We start from the raw sequence: 23,205 nt of genomic DNA on the forward strand, positions 1-23,205 counted from the left end.
TGGTTACTCGCTTCCCTAACACTTCTCCATGCCGCCGAGGTGCCACCGAATGACGCCGCACAGCGCATGAGCCGTTATAACGTCGTTTGGAACTGCCCGTCCAAAGACGCCAGCGGTGTGATGCCCATCGGCAACGGCGATATTGCCGCCGGCGTCTATGCCATCGAGGATGGCGACCTGTATCTGCTACTGGCCAAGAATGATACCTTCAATTACATGGGCGACCTCTACAAGACCGGACGGATACGGGTCTTGCTCGGACCCAATCCCTTCAAGCAGGGAAAGACCTTTCGTCAGACCCTCGATTTACCGAGCGACTCAATCCAAATCGAAGCGGATGGAGTCACGCTGCGTATATGGGCGGATGCCAACCACCCGGTCTATCATGTCGAGATCAACTCTTCGCACAAGCTCGTCGTTACGGCCCAACCGGAATTCTGGAAACGGTTCGACTTTTGCAGTTACAATGTTGCCAACTTCTATAGTCCGACGAGCGCCCTGCCGCCGGGCACCGAGCCTCCCCAGGATGTGCGTTTGGAACGCGCTGGAAAATTGCTATAGTATTATCCCGTCGGCGACCACAGCGTTTATCCCGACGATCTGAAATTTTACGAAGTCGAGCACATGGCGGCAAAGTTTGCCGATCCCTTTCGCTTTAACACCTTCGGCAACCTGCTCGAAAGCCCGGCGCTGAGACGGAGCGCTTCGCGGCACGGGAAATACCTTTGATCTCCGTATTCATGCGCTGACGATGCAGACGCCGAAGGCCGGGACTTGGATCGAGACGATTGAGCGGCATACGGCTCGTCCGGTGGACACGGTCCACGAGTGGGAGAACCATTGTGCGTGGTGGACGAACTTTTGGGATCGAAGCTGGATTATTGCCTCAGATCGCACGCTGCCGTTGGACGCGCGCGAACGATTCAATGGCGTACCATCACTCTCCGGCAGCCGCGAAGAGGAGGATGGTGCGGCGCTGGCCGCGCAGAGCCATAACGTCTTCCGCCTTCTAATGGCCTGCCAGAGTCGCGGGCGCGTTCAGACCAAGTTCAACGAGGGCCTCTTCACCCGGCAAGCACGACGGTTTTCTGCTGGACACCTTTCCCAGCCTGGCCTTGCGGCTGATTGCCGGCAACCTACAGCAACAGTTCCCCAATGCGCTCAAGCCCAATATCTGGCAGCACATCGTGGTGGTGTTGGATCACGGCACTTCGCGCCTATATCTGGATGGCCAGCCGGTGCGGAGCAGTAAGTGAAAATTGCCAGCCCCCTTTGCTTGACGCATCGGAACCCAACCGATACGTTTTTCGTCGTACTCATTATGAAAAATACAATGCGTTTAAATCCGAAGTCTCTGGTGAACTCATTCACTTCACTCCTGACTCTGGCTGGCCTCGCCATCGCCCTCACCGTCGCCTCTGGTGTCGCTGCCGATCTGGAACCCACGCTGGGTAAAAAAGGAACACTGCTCCTCGAGGAGAAGTTTGACGGCACCGAAGTTCCCAAGACCTGGCGGGCCAACACCGGCAAACTGCGGGTGGCTGATGGCGCCTTGCATGCCAGCGAAAAGAAATCCGACAGTCATATCGGCGCGTTTCGTTATGCGTTACCCGTGCAGGATTGCGCGGTGCAGATTGATTTTCGCTTTGATGGAGGCCGTACCTTCAATCTCGGCTTCGACCCAGCCCCCGGAGAACTGAAAAAGAAGGGTCACCTGTTCTCGCTGACGGTCACCGCCAGCCAATGGGGCATCATGGAGCATAACGATAAGGCTGATCCGAATTCAAAAGGGAAAAAACACGCGTCGGGGAAGGTGAATTTTGAAAAGGGAAAATGGTACACGTTGCTGCTGGAAACCAAAGGCGAAGAGGTCGTGGTGCAATCCGCCGGCCAGGAAACCATCCGTGCTTCGGCCAAGGATTTCCGCGTCAAGAAACCCGGCTTGGTATTTCGCGTCGGCGGCGATGACGATCAGGAAATCAGCTTCGACAACGTGAAGGTGTGGGAACTCAAGCGGGCTGCGGGCGATTCCTAATCCGGTATTTTCCCTGCTTTGCAAGATAGCTAGGTCCACCCAACAGAGCAAATGTACGCTGTATGAAATATTATCCAATGACTTCCAAAAGCACGTTCACATTTGGACGGTTGGTTCCTTCCAAGATCAAATCCACCATCAAACGCTGGTTGTTTTTGATCGCAATTAAAGGGAATCTCTACAAATGCCCCGTATGCGGCGCTGGTATAAATGCCTTCAATCGTCTGCCAGACTATTTTATAAAAGAGCTGGATGCACACCAATACATGTATTCCATTCTGGCAGAGGAAACCCTGAATGTTTTGTCATTTGAGTGTCCCCTCTGCGGCGCGTACGATCGGGATAGACTCTGTGCGATCTACTATGAGGAACTGTTCCGCACCTTGAATCCTGCAAGAACCTACCAGTTCATAGAATTTGCCCCGTCACGTTACCTCAAGCAACAGGTGCTAAAATATCCCAACCTAAGGTATCGTTCTGCTGATTTGATCCGAAATGATGTGGATAACCAGGTTAACATCGTCCACATGCCAAATTATGCTGATATGTCGATTGACTTCTTCATCTGTTCGCACGTTCTAGAGCACGTTCAGAATGACCGGGCTGCCATGAGCGAACTATTTCGCATCCTCAAGCCAGATGGACTGGGGATCATCATGGTTCCCATATTATTGACGCTCAATGAAAACTATGAAAACCCCGAACTGACAACGGAAGCGGATCGTTGGCGACATTTTGGACAGCACGATCATGTGCGGATTTACTCAAAAACAGAGTTTGTCAAACGATTATCCGAGGCAGGATTTAAGGTGTCACAACTGGACGTGAATCACTTTGGCATCTCAGTATTTCAACGGCACGGAATACACCCGCGATCCGTGTTGTATGTGGTGTCAAAAACCTCGACTTAACCATAATGTCTATCACTGAACACTAGACCTTTCGTGTATTTATAAGAAACAATATATACATGTATAGTTTTTTTATAATTTTTCTAAGTCATTTCCATAAATTAAGTAACCGGATTGGATTAGTCTGGTGGACTTCTACCGTTATTTTTCTCACTGGAGACCTTCGAGCTGATGCTGCAACTTTACTTGGCGATGCGATTCTTGAGCCGGAAGCGCTGAATTTTGCGCGCGGCACCTACGGCACCTGCATCAACGGCCAGACCTTTCAGATTGATGCCGTGGCGTCGTTAAAGGGATGGCAGTATGGAACGTGGTTCGACGCCAAGGGCCGGCTCTGTGTCGGACGGCGGCAATTACCTGTGGGAGTGTGGCAACGCCTGGCATTTGATGATTATCGAATCACCCATACGGATGTGCATAATGTTGCCGTGCTGGGCCTGTGTCCTGCTGATGGCACGATACACCTGGCGTTTGATCATCATGGCAGCCCGTTGCATTATCGCGTGTCGCGTCCCGGTACAATCACGGCACCGGCGCAGGCGGATTGGTCCCCCTCTTTGTTCAGTCCCGTTACCGCGGAACTGGTCAAGGGCCACGCCTTGAATGCGTTGACGTACCCTGAATTCTTCGCCACGCCCGATGGGCGGCTGCAACTCTACTATCGCATCGGCGGAAGCGGCAACGGCGACAGTCATCTGGCGGAATACAACCCTGGCAAGGGCGGCTGGACGGTGAAGGGCGTGTTCGTCAGCAGTAATGGCACCTACGAAGGCAGTCGTGCGCGCAATGCGTATCACAACGGCTTTGATTACGGTCCGAAGGGCCGTCTGCACACGACGTGGGTTTGGCGCGAAATGCTCGATAATGGGCAATGGGGGCTGTTGAATTGTCATGGGCTGCAGTACGCCTTCAGTGATGACGATGGCCAGACGTGGTATAATAACGCGCTGGAAAAAATCGGGGTGGTTAAACAGGATCCCGTGCATCTCGAATCCACCAAAATCATGGTCAAACCGTTGGCCTACCGGTGGGGGATCATGAACCAGGTGACCCAAATTGTGGATGGGCGCGACCGTGTTCATGTGGTGATGTGGCAAAACCCACCCGGAGCGCCCGCTGGTTCCAAGGACATGAATACCTGGCGCTACACCCATTATTGGCGGGATGAAAAAGGCCAATGGCATGAGCAGCAACTGCCGTTTTTTGGGCGCAAGCCATTCCTGCTGGCCGATGCCGAAGACAACCTGGTGCTCGTCTATACCAAACCAGCCAACCTGGAGTATCATGGGGCGGATGTCGGCGGGCCATTGCATATTGCCACGGCCTCAGCGAAACGGGAATGGAACGATTGGAACGACGTGTATTCATCCGCAAACTCGTTTGTGGGGGAACCGCGGGTGGACAAGTATCGCTGGCAGAAGGAGCGGGTATTGTCGGTGTACACCCAGGAAGCACCGTTGAAACCCGGGCAGCCCAGCCGGCTCCATGTGCTGGATTTCAAACCGTGAATTCAACCGGGGAAATAACCAGAGACTGCTGGTCTGGTCTCATGGGGCATGTTCTGCCGGCGCGCCGCGCTGGTACAAAACCGGTCGCTCCAATGGTGGCAGTTTGAATTCCGTTCCGTTCGCGCCCCGCTCGATGAGCAGGTGCCACTCATTCGGGTCGGTGCTGCCTTCGGGATGACTCAATGATTTCGAGCCGACTTTGGTGGGGCCATCCACACCGTTTGCAAAAAGAAAATTCGGCGTGCGCTCAAAGATGAACAGGGAAGCTGTCGCGCGTCCTTTGCCATTGCCACCATGGCCAAAGCAGCGAATCTGATCGCAATCGCTCACTGCCAGCATGGGTTTATTGCCTTCGTATTTGGTGCCGAAGATGGAGACCTGGCGCGCACTCCGCAGCTCGCTGGTCACCTGTTGCGGGCTGAATTGATAGAAGTGGAGTGGTCCTTGTGCGCCATCCACAACCAGGCGGGCACCCCGGTAATTATACCAGTTACCCCCGCCATGGCCGGTAATCAGCACCGGCGGTTGGGTTCGGGGTTCCTCGGATGCGCGGTCGTTGCGTGGCCGCGGTGCAAACCCGTAAATGGACTGTTCCTGAATCTCCACGCCGCGAAACACCGAGCGCCCTCCGGAACGCCAGTGGAGCGCTTGTGCGCCTGCGATATCCCGCGCCGCAAAGAGACCGAGAAACGCGAGGATGGTCTCCGCCTCCGCCGTGTCGGCGGTACGGACCAACGGAGCCGGCTTTTTGCTATCAGCAAACGCCCCTGTGGCGGTGGCCACTACGAAGGATAGATGTTGTCCGGCACCGATAAGCTTGGTGCGCGGCTTTAATTCCAAGGTCCGGCTGATGCGATAACAGCCCTTGGGAAGCATGACAATTTCACTCTGATCAATTGCCCGTTGCAGCGCGTCGGTGTCATCCGCCACCCCATCGCCTTTGGCATGATACGGTGCGCTTTTCACGTTGGCGGCGTTCTTGGATTCAAAGTTGGGAAAGTCCGGTCTCCACAGGTGTCGTGCCTGCAAACCGTCGGGTGGCGTCTTGTCCGGTTCAACGCGGCGCCACTCCGGTATTCGTTGGCCATCGGCATAGACTGGATAGCGATATTCCACACCCTGGTTTGGGCGCGGGCTGGAAGTATGCGCATACGCCTCGACTCGTAGCCAGCCATTCGGATTGCCGGCCAACTCCACCTTTTGTTTGGCGTCCCGGACCACCTTGGTGGCGTTACGCACATACACATTGTTCAGATACACGCCACAATCCGATGCTACCGCTACCCGATTTGGTTTTTGCAGTGTCTCACCCTCAAAGACGATTTCGCCATCCACCAGAGTGAGTTGCCCCTGATTGGCACTCAAATTTTCTCCCACTTGAATCAAGGGGCCGACACTGCGGTCGGCAATGATGCGCAGGCCTGCCGCCACCAGCGTCTGACGGCTGGTGCTGCGGATGGCGGCTTCGGTTTGTCCACGTAACGTAAAGCCAGTGATGACAGGCGTTGGCTGGGTTCCGGACATATACCCTGTGAAGTCGAGCCCAATGCGCCCGCCGATGATGGTGACGCCCGCGCTGCTGCCCCCTGATCCAATCCCTCCCTGAATGCCGATCAGGCCATGCGTTGCGTCAATCGTGCAATCTTCGATGGCGGAACCTTCCGCAGCCTGGTGCCGCAATGCAATCGCCCCCGGATTCCCTTCGCCGATGACGATGTCTAGATTCACCAGCATCTGGTTCATGGAGATGTTGGGCTGTTCGGTTTCCGGCCCCAAGCCATCGCCCACCCGTCCGGCGGTCGTTGGATTCAGATAGCCGCGAGCCCAGAAATAGACGGTGTATTTGGGCTTTTGCGGATCGCTGAATCCAACCGAGCGCGGGGCCAGAATGAGCCGGGGACGCTGCGCGCCAGCGCGGGAACCGACCAGCAGGTTGGGGAACAGGTGGCCGCCCAGAACGCGTCCATTTGAACGACGGTAAAGCTGCTGAATGCAACTCAGTGTATCCGAAATGCGGTAATCGCCCGACGGGAAGAAACACACCATTTGATGATCCCGGGCGAAGTTGGCCGCCGCTTGCAGTGCGCTGGTGGAATCCTTTTTACCGGTGGGATCGGCATTGAACGGGCTTTTGGTCACATCCACGTACCCCAAGGTTGCCAGGCGTTGATCTTCAAGCGCCCCTGGAATTTCCAGGTTCACCAGATCAGGAAACGGTCCTTTGACCGTGGGCGATACATAGCGCAGGTACGTGTCATCCAGCACGGGTTGCTTTGCTGGAGCAGCTGCCAAGGGCTGGAGACACGCGACGGCCAACCCATAACCAATGGAACCTGCCAGGAGGTATTTCATATTATTTATGTTCATGACTCAATAAGGTCGACAGATGGTCCCCGCGCCCGTGTTCGGCTAGGTAGATGGACCAGGGGTGGTTCCCCCGCAGGTAAGCCACAATGCCGTTGAGCAAACCCCGCGCATACGCATTGGAGGCCACGGCCAGCATCGCAGCCAATAGACCATGCAGCAGGTTGGGTGATTTCATTTTGTTATTCGGTTTGTTTTGTTCATTTCATTGTTTCCGTGGCAGGCCGGAATGACGTTTGCCGTTTACCACAAAATCCACGGTGTTTGCCAGCGCGGAGCCTTGCGATACGTTCCAAACCTGGTTGCCGATCCAGACGCTGGAAACCCAAGTCGCGTGCGGATTCAAGTTTGCCCGCTTAAGTGCATTGTCGATCAAGGTCTTGATGTTCACTTTGGGCGGAGCGCCGCGCAGCCCTTGGAGGCGATAGACTATGCGCCCGTCGCTGGAAGCTCCCGCATCGAATGCGTAATCCCGCTGTCCATCACTGAACGCGAAGGCGGACCAGTCTTTGCCGTACCAATCAAACCAAATCAGAATCTCCTGCCGGGAAGGCGCCTTAGGCTCAGGACTGGAAGCCAAGCGGATGCCCATCGCTGCCGTGTGATCGCCCCGGTCAATATCCAAGCGCGAGACAATATCGAGTTCCGCCTTGAAGTCTTTGAGGTCGGCGGTGAACAACGGAAACTCGAGCGGACAAAACTCGATGCCCTGCATGGTCACGGTTTTGCTGGCCGGATTACTACGGTTCCAGGTCCAACCGCAACTGCCGTCGGTGTGCCGATGAATGGTTTGGTCAAATTGGGGAACCGGACCGGGGGGCTGTTCCCCATCTGCTCCACTCACAAGCGTGAAGCCCTGCGCCAAAGCGATGCGCGTCTCGCGCCGGGACAACGCGCCGACTCCAGGCTGGAAGGTTTGTTCCTCGATTTTAGCTCGCGGCCAGTCGGCGGCGGCGGGCAGGCTGCGCACGGCGAAGTCGTTGGCCTTGATCCAATGCTCCGCGTTGGTCGGGCCGTTGTAGAATTGCAGGCTGGCCTTGGGTTCGGTTTCCTGGGGCAAACCTTTAACCGGCAGATCGCATTCTCCGACATCCCGCCATTGTGGCCAATACCGGGTGCGAAACTGGCCGCGCACCAGGTTGCTTACCACCTGCAAGCGCAAGGCCACGGTGTAATCATCCAGTGGCACGATGGCAATGGTGCGCGGGCGATCATTTTCCTCGCGCCCCATCACCACGGTCAGCCGGTCGGCGACCAGCTCCTGGCCGAGCTTGATCATGTTGCCTTTGTCATAGAACCAGACCAGGTCGGCCTGCTCCCAGCGGGCGGTCGGGGCATTGCTGAAAACCACGGAAATCTCCAGGGGCGCCGCAGAAGCTTTCGGCAGGGGGCGCACCAGCACGTTTCGGGCGTCGTTCGCTTTGCCCCACATGTTGCCCGGCTGAACGCGCACTTCGAGACCGCGTTCCATGACCCGCCACGCTTGCTGATCTTCGCGCAGCCAGGACCAACCGTCGGCCAGTCTGTGCTTGAAGTCGTCGTGGAACAGGCCTTGCGACGTTTTGGTGAGCTTCGCAATGGGTGCCAACGTGACTTTCCGGAATTCGATTTCCGCCCCTTCAGCCTGCAAAGCAATCTGTCCCTTTACCGCCGTGCAGTCATACCCGTAATTGACCAGCTCATCGTTCAGCCAGACTTTGATTTCTTGGCCCAGGCATTCGATGATCATGGTGTTCCATTCTCCGGCCGGCTTTTCGGCATCCTTGAGCTTTTGCAATCGCCGGTCTTTGTTTTCAGAAATGCCCCAGTTTTCCTTCGGCCCGCGTCGGGCTTCCATGTCGGGGATGGTGAGGTTCTCATAGATGCAGTAGAAATCCCCCGCCTGCCCATGCCACAATTGAACTTCCATAGACTGCGGAAACATTTTGTTATAAGCGCGTAGCTTGGAAGCATGGACCAGCACACCGCTATTCCCCGGGGTTGAAGGAAACCGATATTCAACCTGAAGCCGGTAATCCTGATATGCTTTGTCGGTGATGATATGGCCCCTTGGACTTGCCCGGCAGATAAGCATCCCGTTGCGAATGATGAAAGGGCTTTCTATGGAAGCGTCGGCATCCATTTTGGGCACATCAATATGCCAGCCGGCGAGGTTCTCTCCATTAAAGAGAGCGACGGCTTGAGCCAGTCCTTCATGTGGATGCGCGGTAACTTGTTTTGATGGAACGCCTGTGGGTTCGCTTCCCCAAGCCATCGTGTATCGCGCGGAAAATGGTGTCAGGCAGAATGATAGGGTGATGAATAGGACCAGGGTTTTCATAGGAAGTTGTGAGGGGTTAAATGTGGACGATCTGTTGTTTTCATTTTTGAGACAATGAACTGAAGAGTCCAAAAGATTAGTTGAAGTTTTTTGGTGTGGTTTTGTTGATTCCGTTGCCGTTGGTCTGGAGCCATTTAATCAGCTTTTCATGGTTCCAACCGCTGGGGGTGTTCTTGCTCTTGCAATAATACCAGATCATGAAGTTGAGCTTGGTAACATCCATCCCGTAGGTAGCTGAAACCCCGGGGTTGCATATGGTAAACTCCTCCCATTCAATGGCCCCAAAAGTCGGCACCTTGTTGAGGAATTCCTTGTTGAGCCAGGTCCAACCGGGCTCCTGAGCCGGTTTATATTGTCTGATGTCGCGAACATTCGGACCACCAAAACCGCACCCCAATGTCTCGGCATGCCGGGCCACCATGCTGAGCCCATCCCTTTCAGAGGGCGAACCACCGGGCAGCCAATTCAATCCGTACATGAAGGGAGTGGTGGGAAAAGCAACCGCCGCTGCCGCGAGGGTTGCTTTGATCCCGGCGACGCATTTCTGCGCCGTATAACCCGATCCAGGATTACCGGCTGTTTCCGTTGTAACCACTGCGGCAAGGGCAGGATGTTTATCGAGCCTTTTTCCGAGTTCAGCAATTAGCTTGTTGAAACGCTCATTGACTTTGGGCTTCCACAGCATGGCACGCCAGCGCCTGTCTTTTCCAGCAACGCCGCCCTCATACTCCGGATCGTCCAACAAATATCCGGGCATCCTCTTTCGAATCTCCTCTTTGGTCGGGGAGTGCCAGATGATATCCATGAGCATAAGGATCACTTTCTTGTTGTTTCCATGCATGTAATCAAGGTCCTTCACCACGCGATCAATTCCTGAGTAATCATCCTTTTTCGGCTCAAGGATACCCCAATAGCACAGGATTTCGACTCCTTTAAAACAGGGTTCAGAAACCACAGCTTCCAACAATTCCTTTGGCGCAACCCCATTGGGAGGCGGCGGAGCGTCATAGCTCATTTGAAGATAATGCCCGGGGAACCATTTTTTCATGATGGAGGTTGGCTTGGATGCCGAGTCCGACGCAAAGGAATAACCCGTGGTAATCATAGCAAAGGTCAGGTAGAGTGCCATGGACCTCAGTGCATGTGGAAAAAAATAGTTCTTGTCAGTTGGAATCGTTCTGGAGTGTCTGGGCTTTTGCATGTTGTGGATTTCTTGCTGATTTTTCATTGTCTAATCCTTGATTAATCATCAAAAAGACGACGCGGTATCATGGCGTTCTCAGTACCACAGGGATCCAGACGCTCATGGCGGAGCGTCCGCGATTGGACCAAGCGAAATAGGGAATCAGACGCAGTTCGAACGGTTGCAATCCACTTTCCGCCAGGGGCCGATACAGGTCTGTCCAAGCCGACTCTTCACGGCGTAGGCCGGAGCCTTGCAGTGTCACGAGTTTCGCGCCGAGCGGAAGTTCTGTTCCTCCGAGACCGGTCTTCGGCTTGAACTTGGCATTGCTGGCGAGATGGACATCCGGCACAGGGATGCCCGCCGGCAGGTCGGGCGACTCCACACAGTAGAGCACGGGGCCACGCATCATGGCCACTTGGTTGCGCGTGGTCTCCACGCGAGGGTCGGCAGCGATAAGTTGCGCCTCGAACGGCAACGAGAGCGTGATGGTGTCCCCGGTTCGCCAAGGCTGGTTGAGCGACAGATAACCGTGTTCAGTCTGCGGCTTGGCCACATTCTTCCCGTTCACGGCGACCTTTGCGTTCCCGGCCCAACCGGGCACGCGCAAACGCACGGCCACCGGTTTCGCCGGTGCCTGACGGATGACGAGCTTCACGTCGCCACTCCAGGGATAGTCGGTGATTTGTTCCAAGGCGAACGTCTCCGGGGTGGTGAGCTGGCAGGTGACCTTGCTTCCCCCGTAGTGATGCACCCAAAGACCGGCTTCATCGCGGCTGTAGAAGTAGGCGGCGAGCTGCGCCATCGTGCGCAGGAGGTTCGATGGACAGCAGATGTCCGTCCGTCCCGGCACGCCGCGTTGTGCCATGTCTGTCCAACCGGTCGGCTTGTAGTTCTCGTCGTAGCGGCGCAGCACTGCCCGGTAGAACCAGCTCCGGCCGTCCAGCCCGAGGCACGGAAGAATACCGTTGAACATCTCGCGTTCCATGATGTCGGCAAACCAAGCGTCGGGCTGGTTAACCAGCATCCGGTAACCCCACATGAACACGCCGATTTGACCGCAGGTCTCATTGTAGCAATCGCTGTTCGGCAATTCGTAGGACCGGCCCGCCGCCTCCACCGCGGGTGCATTGTGCGAAAGCGCGATGGGATGTGCACTGACGCCACCGTTAATGAACATCTTCCGCTGGCTCAAATCCGTCCAAAGCCGGGCCAGCGCGGCGGCCAGTTTCGGGTCGTCGCGCTCCGCACAGAGGTCAGCCGCGCCGGTGTAGAGGTAGGCGAAAAACACATTGTGGCCGACCACTTCCGTGGAAGCGCGCACCGGCACGCGGTCCTGGATGAAGTCCGTGCCGTCAATGCCAGGCTGAATCGCCCAAAGCGACTGCCGCTTCGGCTCGGTGCCACGCTTGTCCACGATGAGCTGGGCGCAGGCGAGATACTTTGATTCGCCGGTCAGGCGCGACAATTCGACCAGCCCCATGATGGCCGAGGGATTGTGCGCCATGTAGGGCTTCACCGTGGTGCCGACATTGGCGCAGAGGAAATCGCCGGCTCGTCGCGCGACGTTTAGCAGGCTGTCCTGCCCGGTCATGCGATGATGAATGACGCCTGCGGTGAGCAGGTGCCCCATGTTGTAAATCTCGTGGTCCTGCGCGCTCTGAAATCGCGGCTTCTGCGACGCCAACGGCATGGTGGACAGATAGCCGTCCGTCTGCTGCGCGGCGGCAACGAGCGCAATGGCTTCATCCATCCGCCGGGCCAGCGCTGGATCGCGATTGAGCCGCCAGACACACGCGGCGGCTTCGAGCCATTTGTAGAGCCACTCGTCCTGCCAGGTGGTGCCGGCGTATTGGCCGGAACCTGGCTTGGCAGCGCAACGGAAATTATCAAGCACATGGCCCGCAGCCGGATCCGCGAGAAGCTTCCACGATTCCTCCAACGTGACCTGACTGAGTTGGCGGAAGCGCTCCGCCCAGAAACCGTCCGTCCACTGGACCGCATCGAACGGCAGCGGCCTGAGCCGGGCGTGCGGACTGTGACTGTGGTCCACAATATACGATTTGACTTCTGGTGCAAGCGTGCGAGCTGTGGCCGCCGAGGGTTCGGCGGCAAACGCGGTGATGGCAAGCTCAACCCAGAGCAACAACAAAAAACCCCCAGGGAGCGTTCGATGCCAAGAGTTCTTTAGCAAAGCCAACCCAACTTCATGGTAATTGTTACGTTCACACATAATGCATCCGAGACTATGCGGCACACAATGCAACCACACCATGAGGTTTTGCGCATTAAATTTGAGATTTTTCACCGGTGAGGCGCAGAAGCGTTAACCCACTTCCGGCAGTTTCCACTCGCCGCGGAAGGGGCGCGGCTGGAGCATGGCATTGGCCGCTTCGTCTTTTAGGAAGCGTTCGGCCTGAGGATCCCACTGGAGTTTGCGCCCCAGTTTCACGGCGATCAACGCAAGCTGGCACACGGTGTCCGAGCGCACGGCGGTTGCGACGTCGCAGATGGGCCGAGTGCGGGTTTTGATGGCATCCAGGAAATTGCGGGTGTGATGGGAACTCACGGGCAGCTTGAGGGGCATGACGCCGCATTGGTTCTGCGGGTCGCTCAGCAGGGTTTCCGCCGAGGCCCTGATGTCACCGCGCCGCACGTGTACCCAGGCCGATTCACCAATGAACCGGATACCGTGCTCGAAGCCCGGCGTGCCTTCATTAACGAAAGTGACCGGCGCGGCCTTGGCATATTCCATCCGCACGTTCCACCTCAGGATGGCGTCACAACTGCCTTCCTTGGGAAATTCGCCCGTGCCTTGGATGGAGACAGGGCCCGTGTCATCGGTGCCATTGCCCCATTGCGCGATGTCCATGTGGTGAATGCCCCAGCAGGAGATCATGCCCCGGGAGAAATTCGTCATGTTCTCGTGGTTGGGGCGCTTGAGTTTGGCTTCGTGGAATGTCGTTGGTGCTGCCGGACCCACCCAGCGGTTCCAATCCACATGGTCCGGCACCGGCTGTTCCGGCCACTGCGGGCTTTCGATGCCTCCCGGCGCCGCCACCCGGATTTCTTTGATTTTTCCCAACCGCCCATTCAACGCCAGTTCGCAGGCCCAGCGGAACTTGGTTTCTGATCGTTGCTGGGTGCCAAACTGGAACACTACCCCGTGCTTGCGCACCGCCGCGCGCACTCGCCGCGACTCCTCGAACGACAGTGCCATGGGCTTCTCATGGTAAATATGTTTGCCATGGCCAATGGCATCCAGCGCGGGAATGCTATGCCAATGGAAGGGCAGCGCCATGAGCACGGCATCAATGGAGGGATCGGCGTTCAAGTCGCGAAAGTCCGGGTATTCCTTGACCTGATCCTGGCCATAGGCTTCGGCGATGAGTTTCCGCGCATTGGCCAGGTTGCGCTGGTTGACATCGCATATCGCCGTGACGCGGACGTCCTTTTGAGCGAGGAATCCGCGCATATCACTCGTGCCCTGCGCGCCCACGCCGATCACGCCCACATTGATTTTGCCAGACGGGGATGTCTGGCCATCCGCCCCCAGCACGCGCGCCGGAACACACGTGGGTGCCACGCCTGCGACCAAGATGGATTTGAGGAAGCGGCGCCGGTTGGGCGGGCAAGCGTTGGTAAGATTTGAGTTCATATGTTCAGGGACTTGATTTGTAGTGAAAAGTAGTGAAAAGAAGTTGTTAAAGGGTATTTGATGCATTATGCTGTACTTATGAAATTGACTGTGCAAAGACCGGTGTCGGTGAAATTTGATGCGGATATTCTCGAACAAATTGGCCAGGCATCCACCGCAACCCGTTTGTCCCAGGTTGAAACCATCCGCCAGGCCGTGCGCTTGGGTTTGCCCAAACTCATCACGGGGTTTCCGCGGCCTGAGGCGATAGGTTTTGTCATGACCCCCGAGCTGGCCAGGGATATCGAGGCTGCCGAGTCAGCCAATCCGGCTTCCGATATGACCACCCGGCAATTACGAAAACGCCTGCTGAATAAAAGATGAAGGCCGTTTTTACGCAACGGGCGGCAGCGCAACTGTCCGAGATTCAAGCCTACATTGCCAAAGACGATCCGGCTGCCGCCGAGCGGGTGGTGACGGCCATTCTTGACACAGCGGATTTCTTGGCCGAGTCTCCGGATATTGGCCGGCATGTCCGCAAGCCAACCGATCCAACTTATCATTACCGGTTTCATGTGGTATCTTCCTATCGGAATTACTTGGTATTCTATCGCCCATTCCCTTGGGGCATTCGCGTCGTGAAGGTGATGGCCGCCGCCCAGGATTGGACCCGATTTTTCCAAGCTTGAATCCGAGGTCTTGCTGCCATAACTCCTCAGCCGCTACTTGCCGAGCGTAAACGCCGGCAGTTTGACAATCGCCCCGCCTTTGAGCGCGGATTGATGCGCGCACAGGCCCACGCAGGTCCAGTTGGCGGACTGCACCGCATTTGGAAATGGTTCACGGCCTTCCACCAGTGCCATGGCGAACTCGTTGGCCAAATGTGGATGGCTGCCGCCATGACCGCTGCCTTGCGTAAAGCTAAGGTGCGTTTTCTTACTGGCATCATAGACGCCCTGAGTTGTGTACTTGGCAATGCTCTTCGGTAAACGCTTGGCGAAATCAGGACACTTAATCGGCTTGGGAATCTTCGGTTCCGGCAGCTTGGCGGTGTGGAGGATGAGCGGCTCATGTTCCACCAGCGGCCATTCGATGGCTTTCTTTGTGCCGTACACGTCAATGCTCTCGCGATATTGCCGCGCGGTGTCGAAGAGGCTGCGGATGATGCGCGCGCTGACGTCGCTGCCGCGGAACTTGATGTGCGCCGTCTCGACCGCGAACGGTGAGCCGTAGCATGGGATGAGTTCCTTGCGGATGGTGCCCGAGCCAAAGCAACTCACGTACTCTGCCGGTTTGCCGATCAGGCCGGCGACCGGTCCCACGCAGTGGGTGGCATACCACATCGGCGGCAGGCCGGGCCAATAATTGGGCCAGCCGTCCATGTCCTGCTGGTGGCTCGCCTGCACGAATTGCAGCTTTCCAAGCTCGCCCTGATCGAGCATTTCTTTCATGAAGAGATATTCGCGGGCATACACGACCGTCTCCATCATCATGTACTTCAGTCCGGTCTGCTTTACCAGGTCCACAATCTTTTTGCAGTCCGCGATGTTGGTGGCCATCGGCACGGTGCACGCCACGTGTTTGCCAGCCTTGAGCGCGGCAATGGACATCCAGGCGTGATCCGGGATGGGCGTATTAATATGGACGACCTGGACTTCCGGGTCTTTCAGCAGCTCCTTGAAATCCGTGTTGCGTTTCGCCACCCCAAAGTATTCCCCCACCGCCTTCAGCTTTTCCGGGTTGCGCTGGCAGATGGCCAGGCACTGGGTGTGTGGATGTTTTTGCCAGAGGGGAATAAACTCGGCGCCGAAGCCGAGGCCCACGATGGCGACATTGATTTTCCTGGTGTTGCTCATATCTGAGATTGCACTATGCCAGAGTGCCGCCCGCCCGGCCATGAGCTTTTGCGCTTTTCATTTGAGATTTTTTACCGCCTCCGTTCAGCGGCGGTTGAGGGTGCGGTATTCGCTGGGCGGCAGGCCAAACTCGCGCTTGAACGCCACGCTCAGGTACTCCGTATGCTGGAAGCCGGCGCGTTCCGCGATGAGGGCCAGCGATAGGTCGGTTTCAGTGAGCAGTTGCTTGACGCGGTTGAACTGGATGCGAAGGATTTCCTCGTGCGGGGTGCGGCCGATCAGCTTTTTGAAACGGCTTTCCAACACCCGTCTCGATTGCGGCACCGCCCGGAGCACTTCCTTGAGCGTGATTCCATCGCACGCGTGCTCGCGAATGTACCGTACCGCCTGCACGATATTGCGGTCCTCCACGGCCAGCACATCGGTGGATTGGCGGGTGGCCACCCCCAACGGTGGTATCAGGTGCGTCAGGGATTGGACTTTTTTTCCAGCCATCATCCGGTCCAGCAACGCCGCCGCCTCGTAACCTGTCCGGCGGGTGTTGGGGATGACGCTGGATAATGGTGGATCGGACAAGGAACAGAGCAGTTCATCGTTGTCCACGCCGATTACGGCCACCTCATCGGGCACCGCAATGTTGCGGCGGCGGCAGGCGTCCAACACCTGCTGTCCGCGCAAATCATAGCAGGCCATCACTCCCACTGGCTTGGGCAACCCGCTGACCCACGCCGCGATGTCCTCGACCTGGCTTTCCGCATTGCCTCGGCTGCGTTTCGCCGGTGCATACACGGCACACGTGTGTCCCTGTTCGCGGATCAAGCGGGCGAAATGTTCAGCGCGCCATTTCGACCAGTTGAAACGATCATCCCCGCAATAGCCGAAGCTTTTAAAGCCGCGCTCCAGCAGGTGTTCCGCCGCCAGGCGGGCGTATTCGGCATCATCCGTTTCAACCCACGGGAGGGCGGGCAGCAGCCGTGCGGCGCTCACATCCACCACCGGTAGCCGCAATGCTGCCACCGCGTGCGCAATATGCCGGTTCTCAATCCGGGCGATAATGCCGTCGCCCCGCCAGTTCAGCAACCAGGCCGGGGGATGGTCCCCGCGCCCGTGTTCGGCCAGGTAGATGGACCAGGGGTGGTTCTCCCGCAGGTAAGCCACAATGCCGTCGAGCAAACCCCGCGCATACGCGTTGGAGGTCTCGATCAGCAAAGCCACTTTCGGCCGGGTGCGCATGGCGTTTGAGCGATGCCGTTAACGCACGTTTTCTTCCAGAGCCGCAATATCTTTCAACGCTTGCTTCAGGAAGTCGGCGTGCTCTTCCAGGCCTTGCGTGTGGGTGGTGGTGAGCCAGGCGTCCACCGTTTGGATTGCTGTGAACGGGGTGAAAATCAGGCCGCCCAGCGTCAATACATTGGCGTTGTTAATGGCTTTGCAGAGCTTGGCGGTCAGCGGGGATTCCACTACACTGGCATAAACGCCTTTGAATTTGTTGGCCACGATGGCCATCCCCATGCCGGTGCCGCAAAACAGGATGGCGCGCTCCGCCTGGCCTGCCTGTAACGCTTTGGCGGCCAGCACGGCGGCATCATAATATTTGGCAGGTGTTTCCCGCGTGCCGCCCACGTCGCTCACTTCATGCCCCAACTTCTGCAGGTGCTCTTTCACCGCCTGCTTCAGTTCAAGGCCCCAGGGATCCGCTCCAACCACAATTTTCATCGTTCGCTCCTCGCTCGCTGTTTTCATCGTCATCGCCGGGACAAGGCAACGTGCCCATCCTCGTTCATGACTCTGCCCCGGATAATGCCGGAACGTAAATTTATTCCAAGACAATTGGAACCGTCTTGTTGTAAGGTTCAAGAAACATGAACGCATGAAGCGGAAACGTCTGAACATGAAAACTTCAACCTGTCTTAAAACGCTGTGCGGTAGCTTATGTGCAGTGGGCCTTTGGTTGGGCCTTGTGCTGGCGTGGTTGCCTCAGCCTTCCAGCGCCGCCCCCGTCGCCAAACCGAATATCCTTTTCATCATCACGGATCAGCAGTTCGCCGACGTCATGAGTTGCCGGATGGGCAAACAATATCTGAACACGCCGGTCATGGATGGCCTGGCCGCCCAGGGGATGCTTTTTACCCGCGCTTACAGTTCCAACCCGCTTTGCATGCCGTATCGCAATTCGGTGTTTACCGGTCGCTATCCTCACCAGACCGGCGTCACCCAGAACGCAGCGCCCAGGAATGGTTTCGATCCGGCGGAATTCGTCAGCATAGGCACCTACTTCCGCAACGCCGGCTACGATACCGCTTACAGCGGCAAATGGCATCTGTGTTTCAACGCGCGCGATCCCAAGGCGCACGGCTTTGAGATCATGAAGGGCACCAGCACGGGTGGCCATGACGCCATAGCCACCGATGGCGTCCTGCAATTTCTCGCCCGGCCGCACGACCGTCCGTTCCTGCTGGTCGCCAGTTTCCTGAATCCGCACAACATTTGTGAATGGGCCCGGCGACTCTCAGGACGGAAACAGGATTTGAACTGCGGCGAAATCGGCGAGCCGCCGGCGCTGGATCAGCTCCCGCCCGTGCCCTTCAACCTCGCGCCGCCGAAAAACGAACCGGACGGCATGACGATGATGCGGCGCGCCTACCAGGTGGAAGACGGCCCATTCCCCGTAGGCAAGTTCACGCCCGAGGATTGGCGCAAGCATCGCTGGGGCTACTACCGCATGGTCGAGCTGGTGGACCGGGAAATCGGCCGCGTGTTGGCGGCCTTGCGCAAAGCGGGGCTGGAGGAGAACACTCTGATTGTTTTCACCGCCGATCACGGTGAATGCGCCGGGGCGCACGGGTTCAATCAAAAAACGGTGCTCTACGAGGAATCGGCGCGTGTGCCGTTGATCATCTCCTGGAAAGGTAAAACGCCATCGGGGACCTCCGATAAGCTGGTCAATACCGGCATTGATATCCTGCCCACCCTGATGGACGCCACCGGGCTGGAAAAACCGCAAAAGCTGCCCGGCCTCAGCCTGTTGCCGCTGGCCTTGGGTAAATCGGTCGCCGACTGGCGCGAGTATGTGGTGATCGAGGATGACATGTCACAGGCCGGCGTGATTGACGGGATGAAGCCCACGATGGAAGGCCGGATGGTTCGCACCGACCGTTACAAGTATTGCGTTTACGGACATGGTCAGCAGCGCGAGTCCTTGGTGGATTTGCAGACCGACCCGGGGGAACTGAACGATCTGGCCACCGATCCCAAGTATCGCAAGGTTTTGCTCGAGCACCGTGAACTGCTCACGCGGTTTGGCAAGGAGAACAACGATCCGCTGGTGGTCGAACTCCTGGCGGACGACGTGAAGCCAATCCCCTTTACCGCGACCTCCCCGGCGGAACCCGCTCCCAAGAAAGGGAAGCGCAATAAAAACAAATAGTCCGAAGCGGTTGGCGTAAGTAATACCATTTCCAGTTTGTAACTGCACCATTCAAACCGCTCAGGCGTACGCCTTGTCATCGTACCGCAGGTTTCCAAACCTGCTGTGTCGCCGACTTCCCAGTCGGCTTACCTTTAATTGCACAACCACTCGCTGATTGGTAATCGTGCAATTGCATGGTGAAAATAGTATTACTCGCCCCTTCCAGCTCCTGACTCCAAGCTCCTATCTTCTTCAGATTTATTTTCGTGGGCGAACGTTGGAGCCAGTATGACCAGCCCGACTCGCGTTATCTGTGGTTGCCCGTGCCCTTCACCAATATTGGTTTCAAAGTGCCATAGCGCGATGCCTGGAGCCTGGGCAATCACTGATCCTGGCGTCCGCAGCCAAAGCAATCAGAACATTTTTTCCAATCTCTTTACCTGGTCGTGCAGCGCCGGAGCATTTAATTGAGCTGGCATCTTGCGTGCGGTCAAATCATTGGGATACTCAATATTGTATTCGATGCGGAACTCGCGCGATTGCTTGGCCGCAAGATTCAGCTCCCAGTGCAGCAAACCTTTGGCGTCCGGTTTGCCGTCCGGTGAAATCCTGATGCCTGAGACTTTCACCTCATCGTTTTCAGAGACCGGCACCCGCTCGCTTAATTGCACCACAGCGGGTTGATCCGAAAAGTTTTCAACCGTGACCAGGAACGATGCCGTCACCTTGGTGCGGGTGCCGCTGCGCTTCAGTTCGCTGCGCTTCTTGTCCAGGGTGCGGGATAACTTGAGATGATCCGCCACGCCCAGGTAGAGCGAAAACGGCTCGCCCGGCGCCACAAAATCCACCTCCGTAAGGCCCAGGAATGCCCCTTCCAGAAACAGCGAGACTTTGCCGGGCAGGAAAGGTTGCCGCGTGCTATTGGTCAGATCCGCAATGCGGGCGGCATTCAGGGAAAGTTCCGGCGAGGCCAGGATGCGCTGCTGGGCGGGCAGATCGGTATGGCCAATGGGGACACGCACCGGGCGTCCGTCCGTGCGGATGGTCTGGGTGCTCAGGGCCGGGAAGTGCGCCGTGGTGCCGCGCTGTTGCAGCGTTTCAAACACCTGCTCCATCTTCCCGGCATTGCCGATCAGCAGCACCTGGTTGTCCGCGTACTCCTGCTGCAGCGCGGCGTCGTTGTTGTTGGCGTTGAACCAGAGCCCGTTCTGTGCCGTAAAATTTTTTCGGGCCAGCGAGAACGAATCCACCGAACTTTTTGCCACCCGCGCCACATGGCGTCCACCGCCCACCCAGAGGGCATCCAGTTCCGGAATCTTCATCGTTTCGGTGGAGCCGCGCGAGGACAATCCCAGTTTCACATTATTCCAATCCTCACCGCTGGTCTGCCGGACCACCGCATAGGAAGCCACGCTCACCGGCCGACCATCCAGGCTGGCGCGCAATTCATGCACCGGTTCCCAGGTAGCTCCCGGCAGCATATATGCCAGGGCCATGGCGGCTTTCCCGGCGCGGCCACTGGCGGTGACCACCACGGTGCGTTGTTCCAATTGGGAACGCTGCCGCAGTTCTTCCAGCCGGTGCTGGCGCGCGTTCAATTCCGGTTGCAGATCGCGCTTCTTCTTTTCCAACTCCCGTTTGGCCAGCGCCACTTTGCGCAGTGAACCGGTCACAAACTCCACGGTGGCCTGATATTCGGTCGGTTTGACTTCCCGAACGGCGCTGTCCTTGGGCAGCTTCTCCAGCGAAAATAGTTTCATGGCATCCACCTGTTTGGTCTGGGCTTCCAGCACCGCGCGCTCATCGTCCAGCGCTGCAATTTGGTCGGTAATCTCCTGGACGGACTCTTCTGCTTTCCGAAACTCCTCGTCGCTGGCCCGGGCCAGGTAAGTACGGTGAATCTGCACGTCCAGCACCTGGCCCACATCCGGTGGGACCAAACTGACGCGGATGGACCCTTCGTCAATCCATCCCGGCAATTTGGCAAAGGCATATTGCGCAGCCTCCTGGCCCAGGGTAGCCGTGCCCTGCCGGGTCACTTGGGCGCGATCCGCGTACACGGTGACTTCGGTGATTTTGGAATCGACCGGTTTGGCGCTGTCCCCTTCCGCAGTAGCGGGATCGGCGGCTAACAGCCAACCGGCTTGCATGGCAAGTATGGCCCCGACGAAACGAATGGCGTTCATGCCAAATAGCCTGCTCAAAAAGCCCATAAATGCCAAGGCAAAACATTGTTATTCAATCTGGCACCCCAAACCTTAGCCAACGAATTTTCAGGACCCGAGCTGTTGCACGGATAAACTGGGAGTTGAATTTTCGGGGTGCCAGCGGCTCGGAATGATGGCGGATCGCTTGTGGTGGGGGAACCACAAGCGAAAAACGTGCAGCGCAGCTCAAAAGGGTTGTTTTACGGGCGTTTTTGCCGACACTGCACCGGTTGCGACTTCAGCCGTTCTACAGGTTGTGGTTTGCTTGACCCGCCACCCCACAAGGGCCGCCAGGTCCGTTAGGCCGAATCCACGGCCTCTCCGGTGGGCCGACCGGGTTTGCGCTTGGGAATCCACTGGTCCACAAACAACCGCCACCAGCGCAGCCAGCCAGCGGGGATGCAGATGCGCGCCACCTCATACCGGGCGTGCGCGCTCACGCTCACCGGCACGGTCAGCAGGTAACGGATGGTCGTGCGGATGCGCCAGGTCTGCGCGTCTTCGGGAAGGTCCAATAACTTGAGGGTCACCAGCAGGTTGTAGGCCAGCATGGCGATGGCGTAGAACGCCTGGTTGGCGATCAAGTTCTGGCACGGCGGATGGTGCAGGTCGAGCCCGCTGAGCACTTCGCTGAAGCCCTGTTCCTTGGCCCCCTTGAGCCGGTGCCGCTCAAAGACCGCCTGCGGACCGTGGTCCCCCGCTTGGCCCACCACGTACGCATAGTGCCACAGCAAGTCCCCGTCATTTTTCCAGCGGGCCACCGCAAAGCGCTGCGCCTGCTGGCATTCGCCGGGCTGGTGCTTGACCCATGCATATTGCTCCTGCCGCTGGTCGGCGGGCGGCAAGGGGCTCCACTGGCCCTCGGGCAGATCGGCCGCGAGCCGATCCAGTTTGTCGGTCCACTTGTTATAGCTGACGCTCCAGCGAGTAAAGCGGCCCTGTTCAATGCCGTTGAGAAACTTGCCCGCGCTCGACCCACTGTCGGCATAGAAGTAACTGGGGCGCGCCTGCCAGCGCGGCTGATGCTCGGCGAGCAATACCGCCAGATGCGCGCTCACGTCCCCGGCCCCGTCGAGAATCCCGTCCAACAGCCAGGGCCCAAACCAGAGGGTCTGCCAACTCAACGCCCGGTTGCCTTCATAGTTAACGCGCGCCCCTTCAAACTTATGCCCCTCGACTTCGATCTCGGTGTCGTCAAAAAACACCTCAGCTTCCCCGGCGTGCAGCCACCGCCCCGGCTTGGCCTGCTGGCTGGCCCAGTCCACGAACTGCGCGTTGATCTGGTGCAGTTCCCGCACGCTCGCGGGGGTTTGCGCCCGCAGCCATTCGCCCAGCGTGGTTTGGTCGGCGCCTTTCCTCAGGCCGAGCAAGTGCATCAGCACGCGGTCCTGCCCCAAGCGCTCGGCATCCGCGAGCGAAGCCCCGCCACTGGTCAGGGTGAAGAGCAACTGGGCCACGTTGGCCACCGGCGAGAAGCCCGCGCCCGTGCGTTTGCGAACCTCCAATGCGGGCGTTTGGTGGATGCGTTGCCACAAGCCCGCGCGGCGACAGAGCGCATCGATCAACACTTGGCCGCCGTGGGCGGTCGCCTGGTCAGAGTTGGTCAGCAGGAGGTGTAGTTTGGTTTTTTGTTTCGTAAAGAGCGGCATGGGTGTACTTCACCCTAAAGGTGATATAATAGCAAGAACTATTTCACCCAAAATGACATTTTTGTGCACCAGGCTAACCGAACTTTCGACACTGGGACGGGTTTTTAATAAAAATCCCTGGCGCAA

General features: G+C 57.5%; 18 protein-coding genes and 1 pseudogene. 8 read left to right on the forward strand and 11 right to left on the reverse strand.

Annotated elements, in window-relative coordinates; all coding sequences use genetic code 11:
• Positions 1-66 precede the first annotated feature (66 nt).
• The 5 genes and pseudogenes from WCO56_09450 to WCO56_09470 all read left to right on the forward strand — a co-directional run bounded on the left by WCO56_09450 (position 67) and on the right by WCO56_09470 (position 4,454).
• On the forward strand, positions 67-561 hold the full coding sequence (locus tag WCO56_09450; GenBank protein MEI7729787.1) for a DUF5703 domain-containing protein: 495 nt from the start codon (positions 67-69) through the stop codon (positions 559-561).
• 169 nt (positions 562-730) lie between these two features.
• A pseudogene (locus tag WCO56_09455) lies at positions 731-1,252 on the forward strand (DUF5703 domain-containing protein).
• An 81-nt stretch (positions 1,253-1,333) separates the two neighbouring features.
• On the forward strand, positions 1,334-2,035 hold the full coding sequence (locus WCO56_09460; protein ID MEI7729788.1) for a family 16 glycoside hydrolase: 702 nt from the start codon (positions 1,334-1,336) through the stop codon (positions 2,033-2,035).
• A gap of 62 nt (positions 2,036-2,097) precedes the next feature.
• Positions 2,098-2,946, forward strand: coding sequence for a methyltransferase domain-containing protein (locus WCO56_09465; protein ID MEI7729789.1), 849 nt, complete (start codon positions 2,098-2,100; stop codon positions 2,944-2,946).
• A gap of 59 nt (positions 2,947-3,005) precedes the next feature.
• A complete protein-coding gene (locus WCO56_09470) occupies positions 3,006-4,454 on the forward strand; it encodes a BNR repeat-containing protein (GenBank protein MEI7729790.1) in 1,449 nt (482 codons plus the stop codon).
• Between the two features lie 39 nt (positions 4,455-4,493).
• On the opposite strand, the gene WCO56_09475 is transcribed toward WCO56_09470, so the two are convergent.
• The 6 genes from WCO56_09475 to WCO56_09500 form a co-directional block, all read right to left on the reverse strand.
• Complete coding sequence (locus WCO56_09475) at positions 4,494-6,806, reverse strand: glycosyl hydrolase family 28-related protein (GenBank protein ID MEI7729791.1); 2,313 nt, start codon at positions 6,804-6,806, stop codon at positions 4,494-4,496.
• A gap of 1 nt (position 6,807) precedes the next feature.
• Complete coding sequence (locus WCO56_09480; GenBank protein ID MEI7729792.1) at positions 6,808-6,996, reverse strand: hypothetical protein; 189 nt, start codon at positions 6,994-6,996, stop codon at positions 6,808-6,810.
• A gap of 27 nt (positions 6,997-7,023) precedes the next feature.
• Positions 7,024-9,138, reverse strand: coding sequence for a DUF1080 domain-containing protein (locus WCO56_09485; protein ID MEI7729793.1), 2,115 nt, complete (start codon positions 9,136-9,138; stop codon positions 7,024-7,026).
• A gap of 76 nt (positions 9,139-9,214) precedes the next feature.
• Positions 9,215-10,366 (reverse strand): hypothetical protein, encoded by a 1,152-nt coding sequence (locus WCO56_09490; protein ID MEI7729794.1) that lies wholly within the window; start codon positions 10,364-10,366, stop codon positions 9,215-9,217.
• 40 nt (positions 10,367-10,406) lie between these two features.
• Positions 10,407-12,473 (reverse strand): beta-L-arabinofuranosidase domain-containing protein, encoded by a 2,067-nt coding sequence (locus WCO56_09495; protein ID MEI7729795.1) that lies wholly within the window; start codon positions 12,471-12,473, stop codon positions 10,407-10,409.
• A gap of 174 nt (positions 12,474-12,647) precedes the next feature.
• Positions 12,648-13,979, reverse strand: coding sequence for a Gfo/Idh/MocA family oxidoreductase (locus tag WCO56_09500; GenBank protein MEI7729796.1), 1,332 nt, complete (start codon positions 13,977-13,979; stop codon positions 12,648-12,650).
• 78 nt (positions 13,980-14,057) lie between these two features.
• Between WCO56_09500 and WCO56_09505 the strand changes: the two genes are divergently transcribed.
• The gene (locus tag WCO56_09505; protein MEI7729797.1) at positions 14,058-14,342 is read left to right on the forward strand and encodes a hypothetical protein; all 285 of its coding nucleotides are present in this window, start codon (positions 14,058-14,060) and stop codon (positions 14,340-14,342) included.
• On the forward strand, positions 14,339-14,647 hold the full coding sequence (locus WCO56_09510) for a type II toxin-antitoxin system RelE/ParE family toxin (protein ID MEI7729798.1): 309 nt from the start codon (positions 14,339-14,341) through the stop codon (positions 14,645-14,647). The genes WCO56_09505 and WCO56_09510 overlap by 4 nt, the downstream gene beginning before the upstream one ends.
• A 33-nt stretch (positions 14,648-14,680) precedes the next feature.
• Here the strand turns inward: WCO56_09510 and WCO56_09515 are convergent, their stop codons facing one another.
• From WCO56_09515 to WCO56_09525, 3 genes are all read right to left on the reverse strand, one after another.
• Positions 14,681-15,814, reverse strand: coding sequence for a Gfo/Idh/MocA family oxidoreductase (locus WCO56_09515; GenBank protein MEI7729799.1), 1,134 nt, complete (start codon positions 15,812-15,814; stop codon positions 14,681-14,683).
• Positions 15,815-15,898: 84 nt separating this feature from the next.
• Entirely contained in the window at positions 15,899-17,047 is a 1,149-nt protein-coding gene (locus WCO56_09520; protein ID MEI7729800.1) for a DNA-binding transcriptional regulator, read from the reverse strand.
• A gap of 18 nt (positions 17,048-17,065) precedes the next feature.
• Positions 17,066-17,557 carry an RpiB/LacA/LacB family sugar-phosphate isomerase gene (locus WCO56_09525; GenBank protein MEI7729801.1) on the reverse strand — a complete coding sequence of 164 codons (492 nt, stop codon included), beginning with the start codon at positions 17,555-17,557 and terminating at the stop codon, positions 17,066-17,068.
• A 148-nt stretch (positions 17,558-17,705) separates the two neighbouring features.
• Between WCO56_09525 and WCO56_09530 the strand changes: the two genes are divergently transcribed.
• Positions 17,706-19,241, forward strand: a complete 1,536-nt coding sequence (locus tag WCO56_09530; protein MEI7729802.1) for a sulfatase-like hydrolase/transferase — start codon at positions 17,706-17,708, stop codon at positions 19,239-19,241.
• Positions 19,242-19,636: 395 nt separating this feature from the next.
• Here WCO56_09530 and WCO56_09535 read toward each other — a convergent pair whose 3' ends face one another.
• Together WCO56_09535 and WCO56_09540 are read right to left on the reverse strand one after the other, a co-directional pair.
• Positions 19,637-21,409 carry a mucoidy inhibitor MuiA family protein gene (locus tag WCO56_09535; protein MEI7729803.1) on the reverse strand — a complete coding sequence of 591 codons (1,773 nt, stop codon included), beginning with the start codon at positions 21,407-21,409 and terminating at the stop codon, positions 19,637-19,639.
• 320 nt (positions 21,410-21,729) lie between these two features.
• Complete coding sequence (locus tag WCO56_09540; GenBank protein MEI7729804.1) at positions 21,730-23,079, reverse strand: transposase; 1,350 nt, start codon at positions 23,077-23,079, stop codon at positions 21,730-21,732.
• Positions 23,080-23,205 lie beyond the last annotated feature (126 nt).

Source organism: Verrucomicrobiota bacterium (assembly GCA_037139415.1).
Classification (GTDB): domain Bacteria; phylum Verrucomicrobiota; class Verrucomicrobiia; order Limisphaerales; family Fontisphaeraceae; genus JBAXGN01.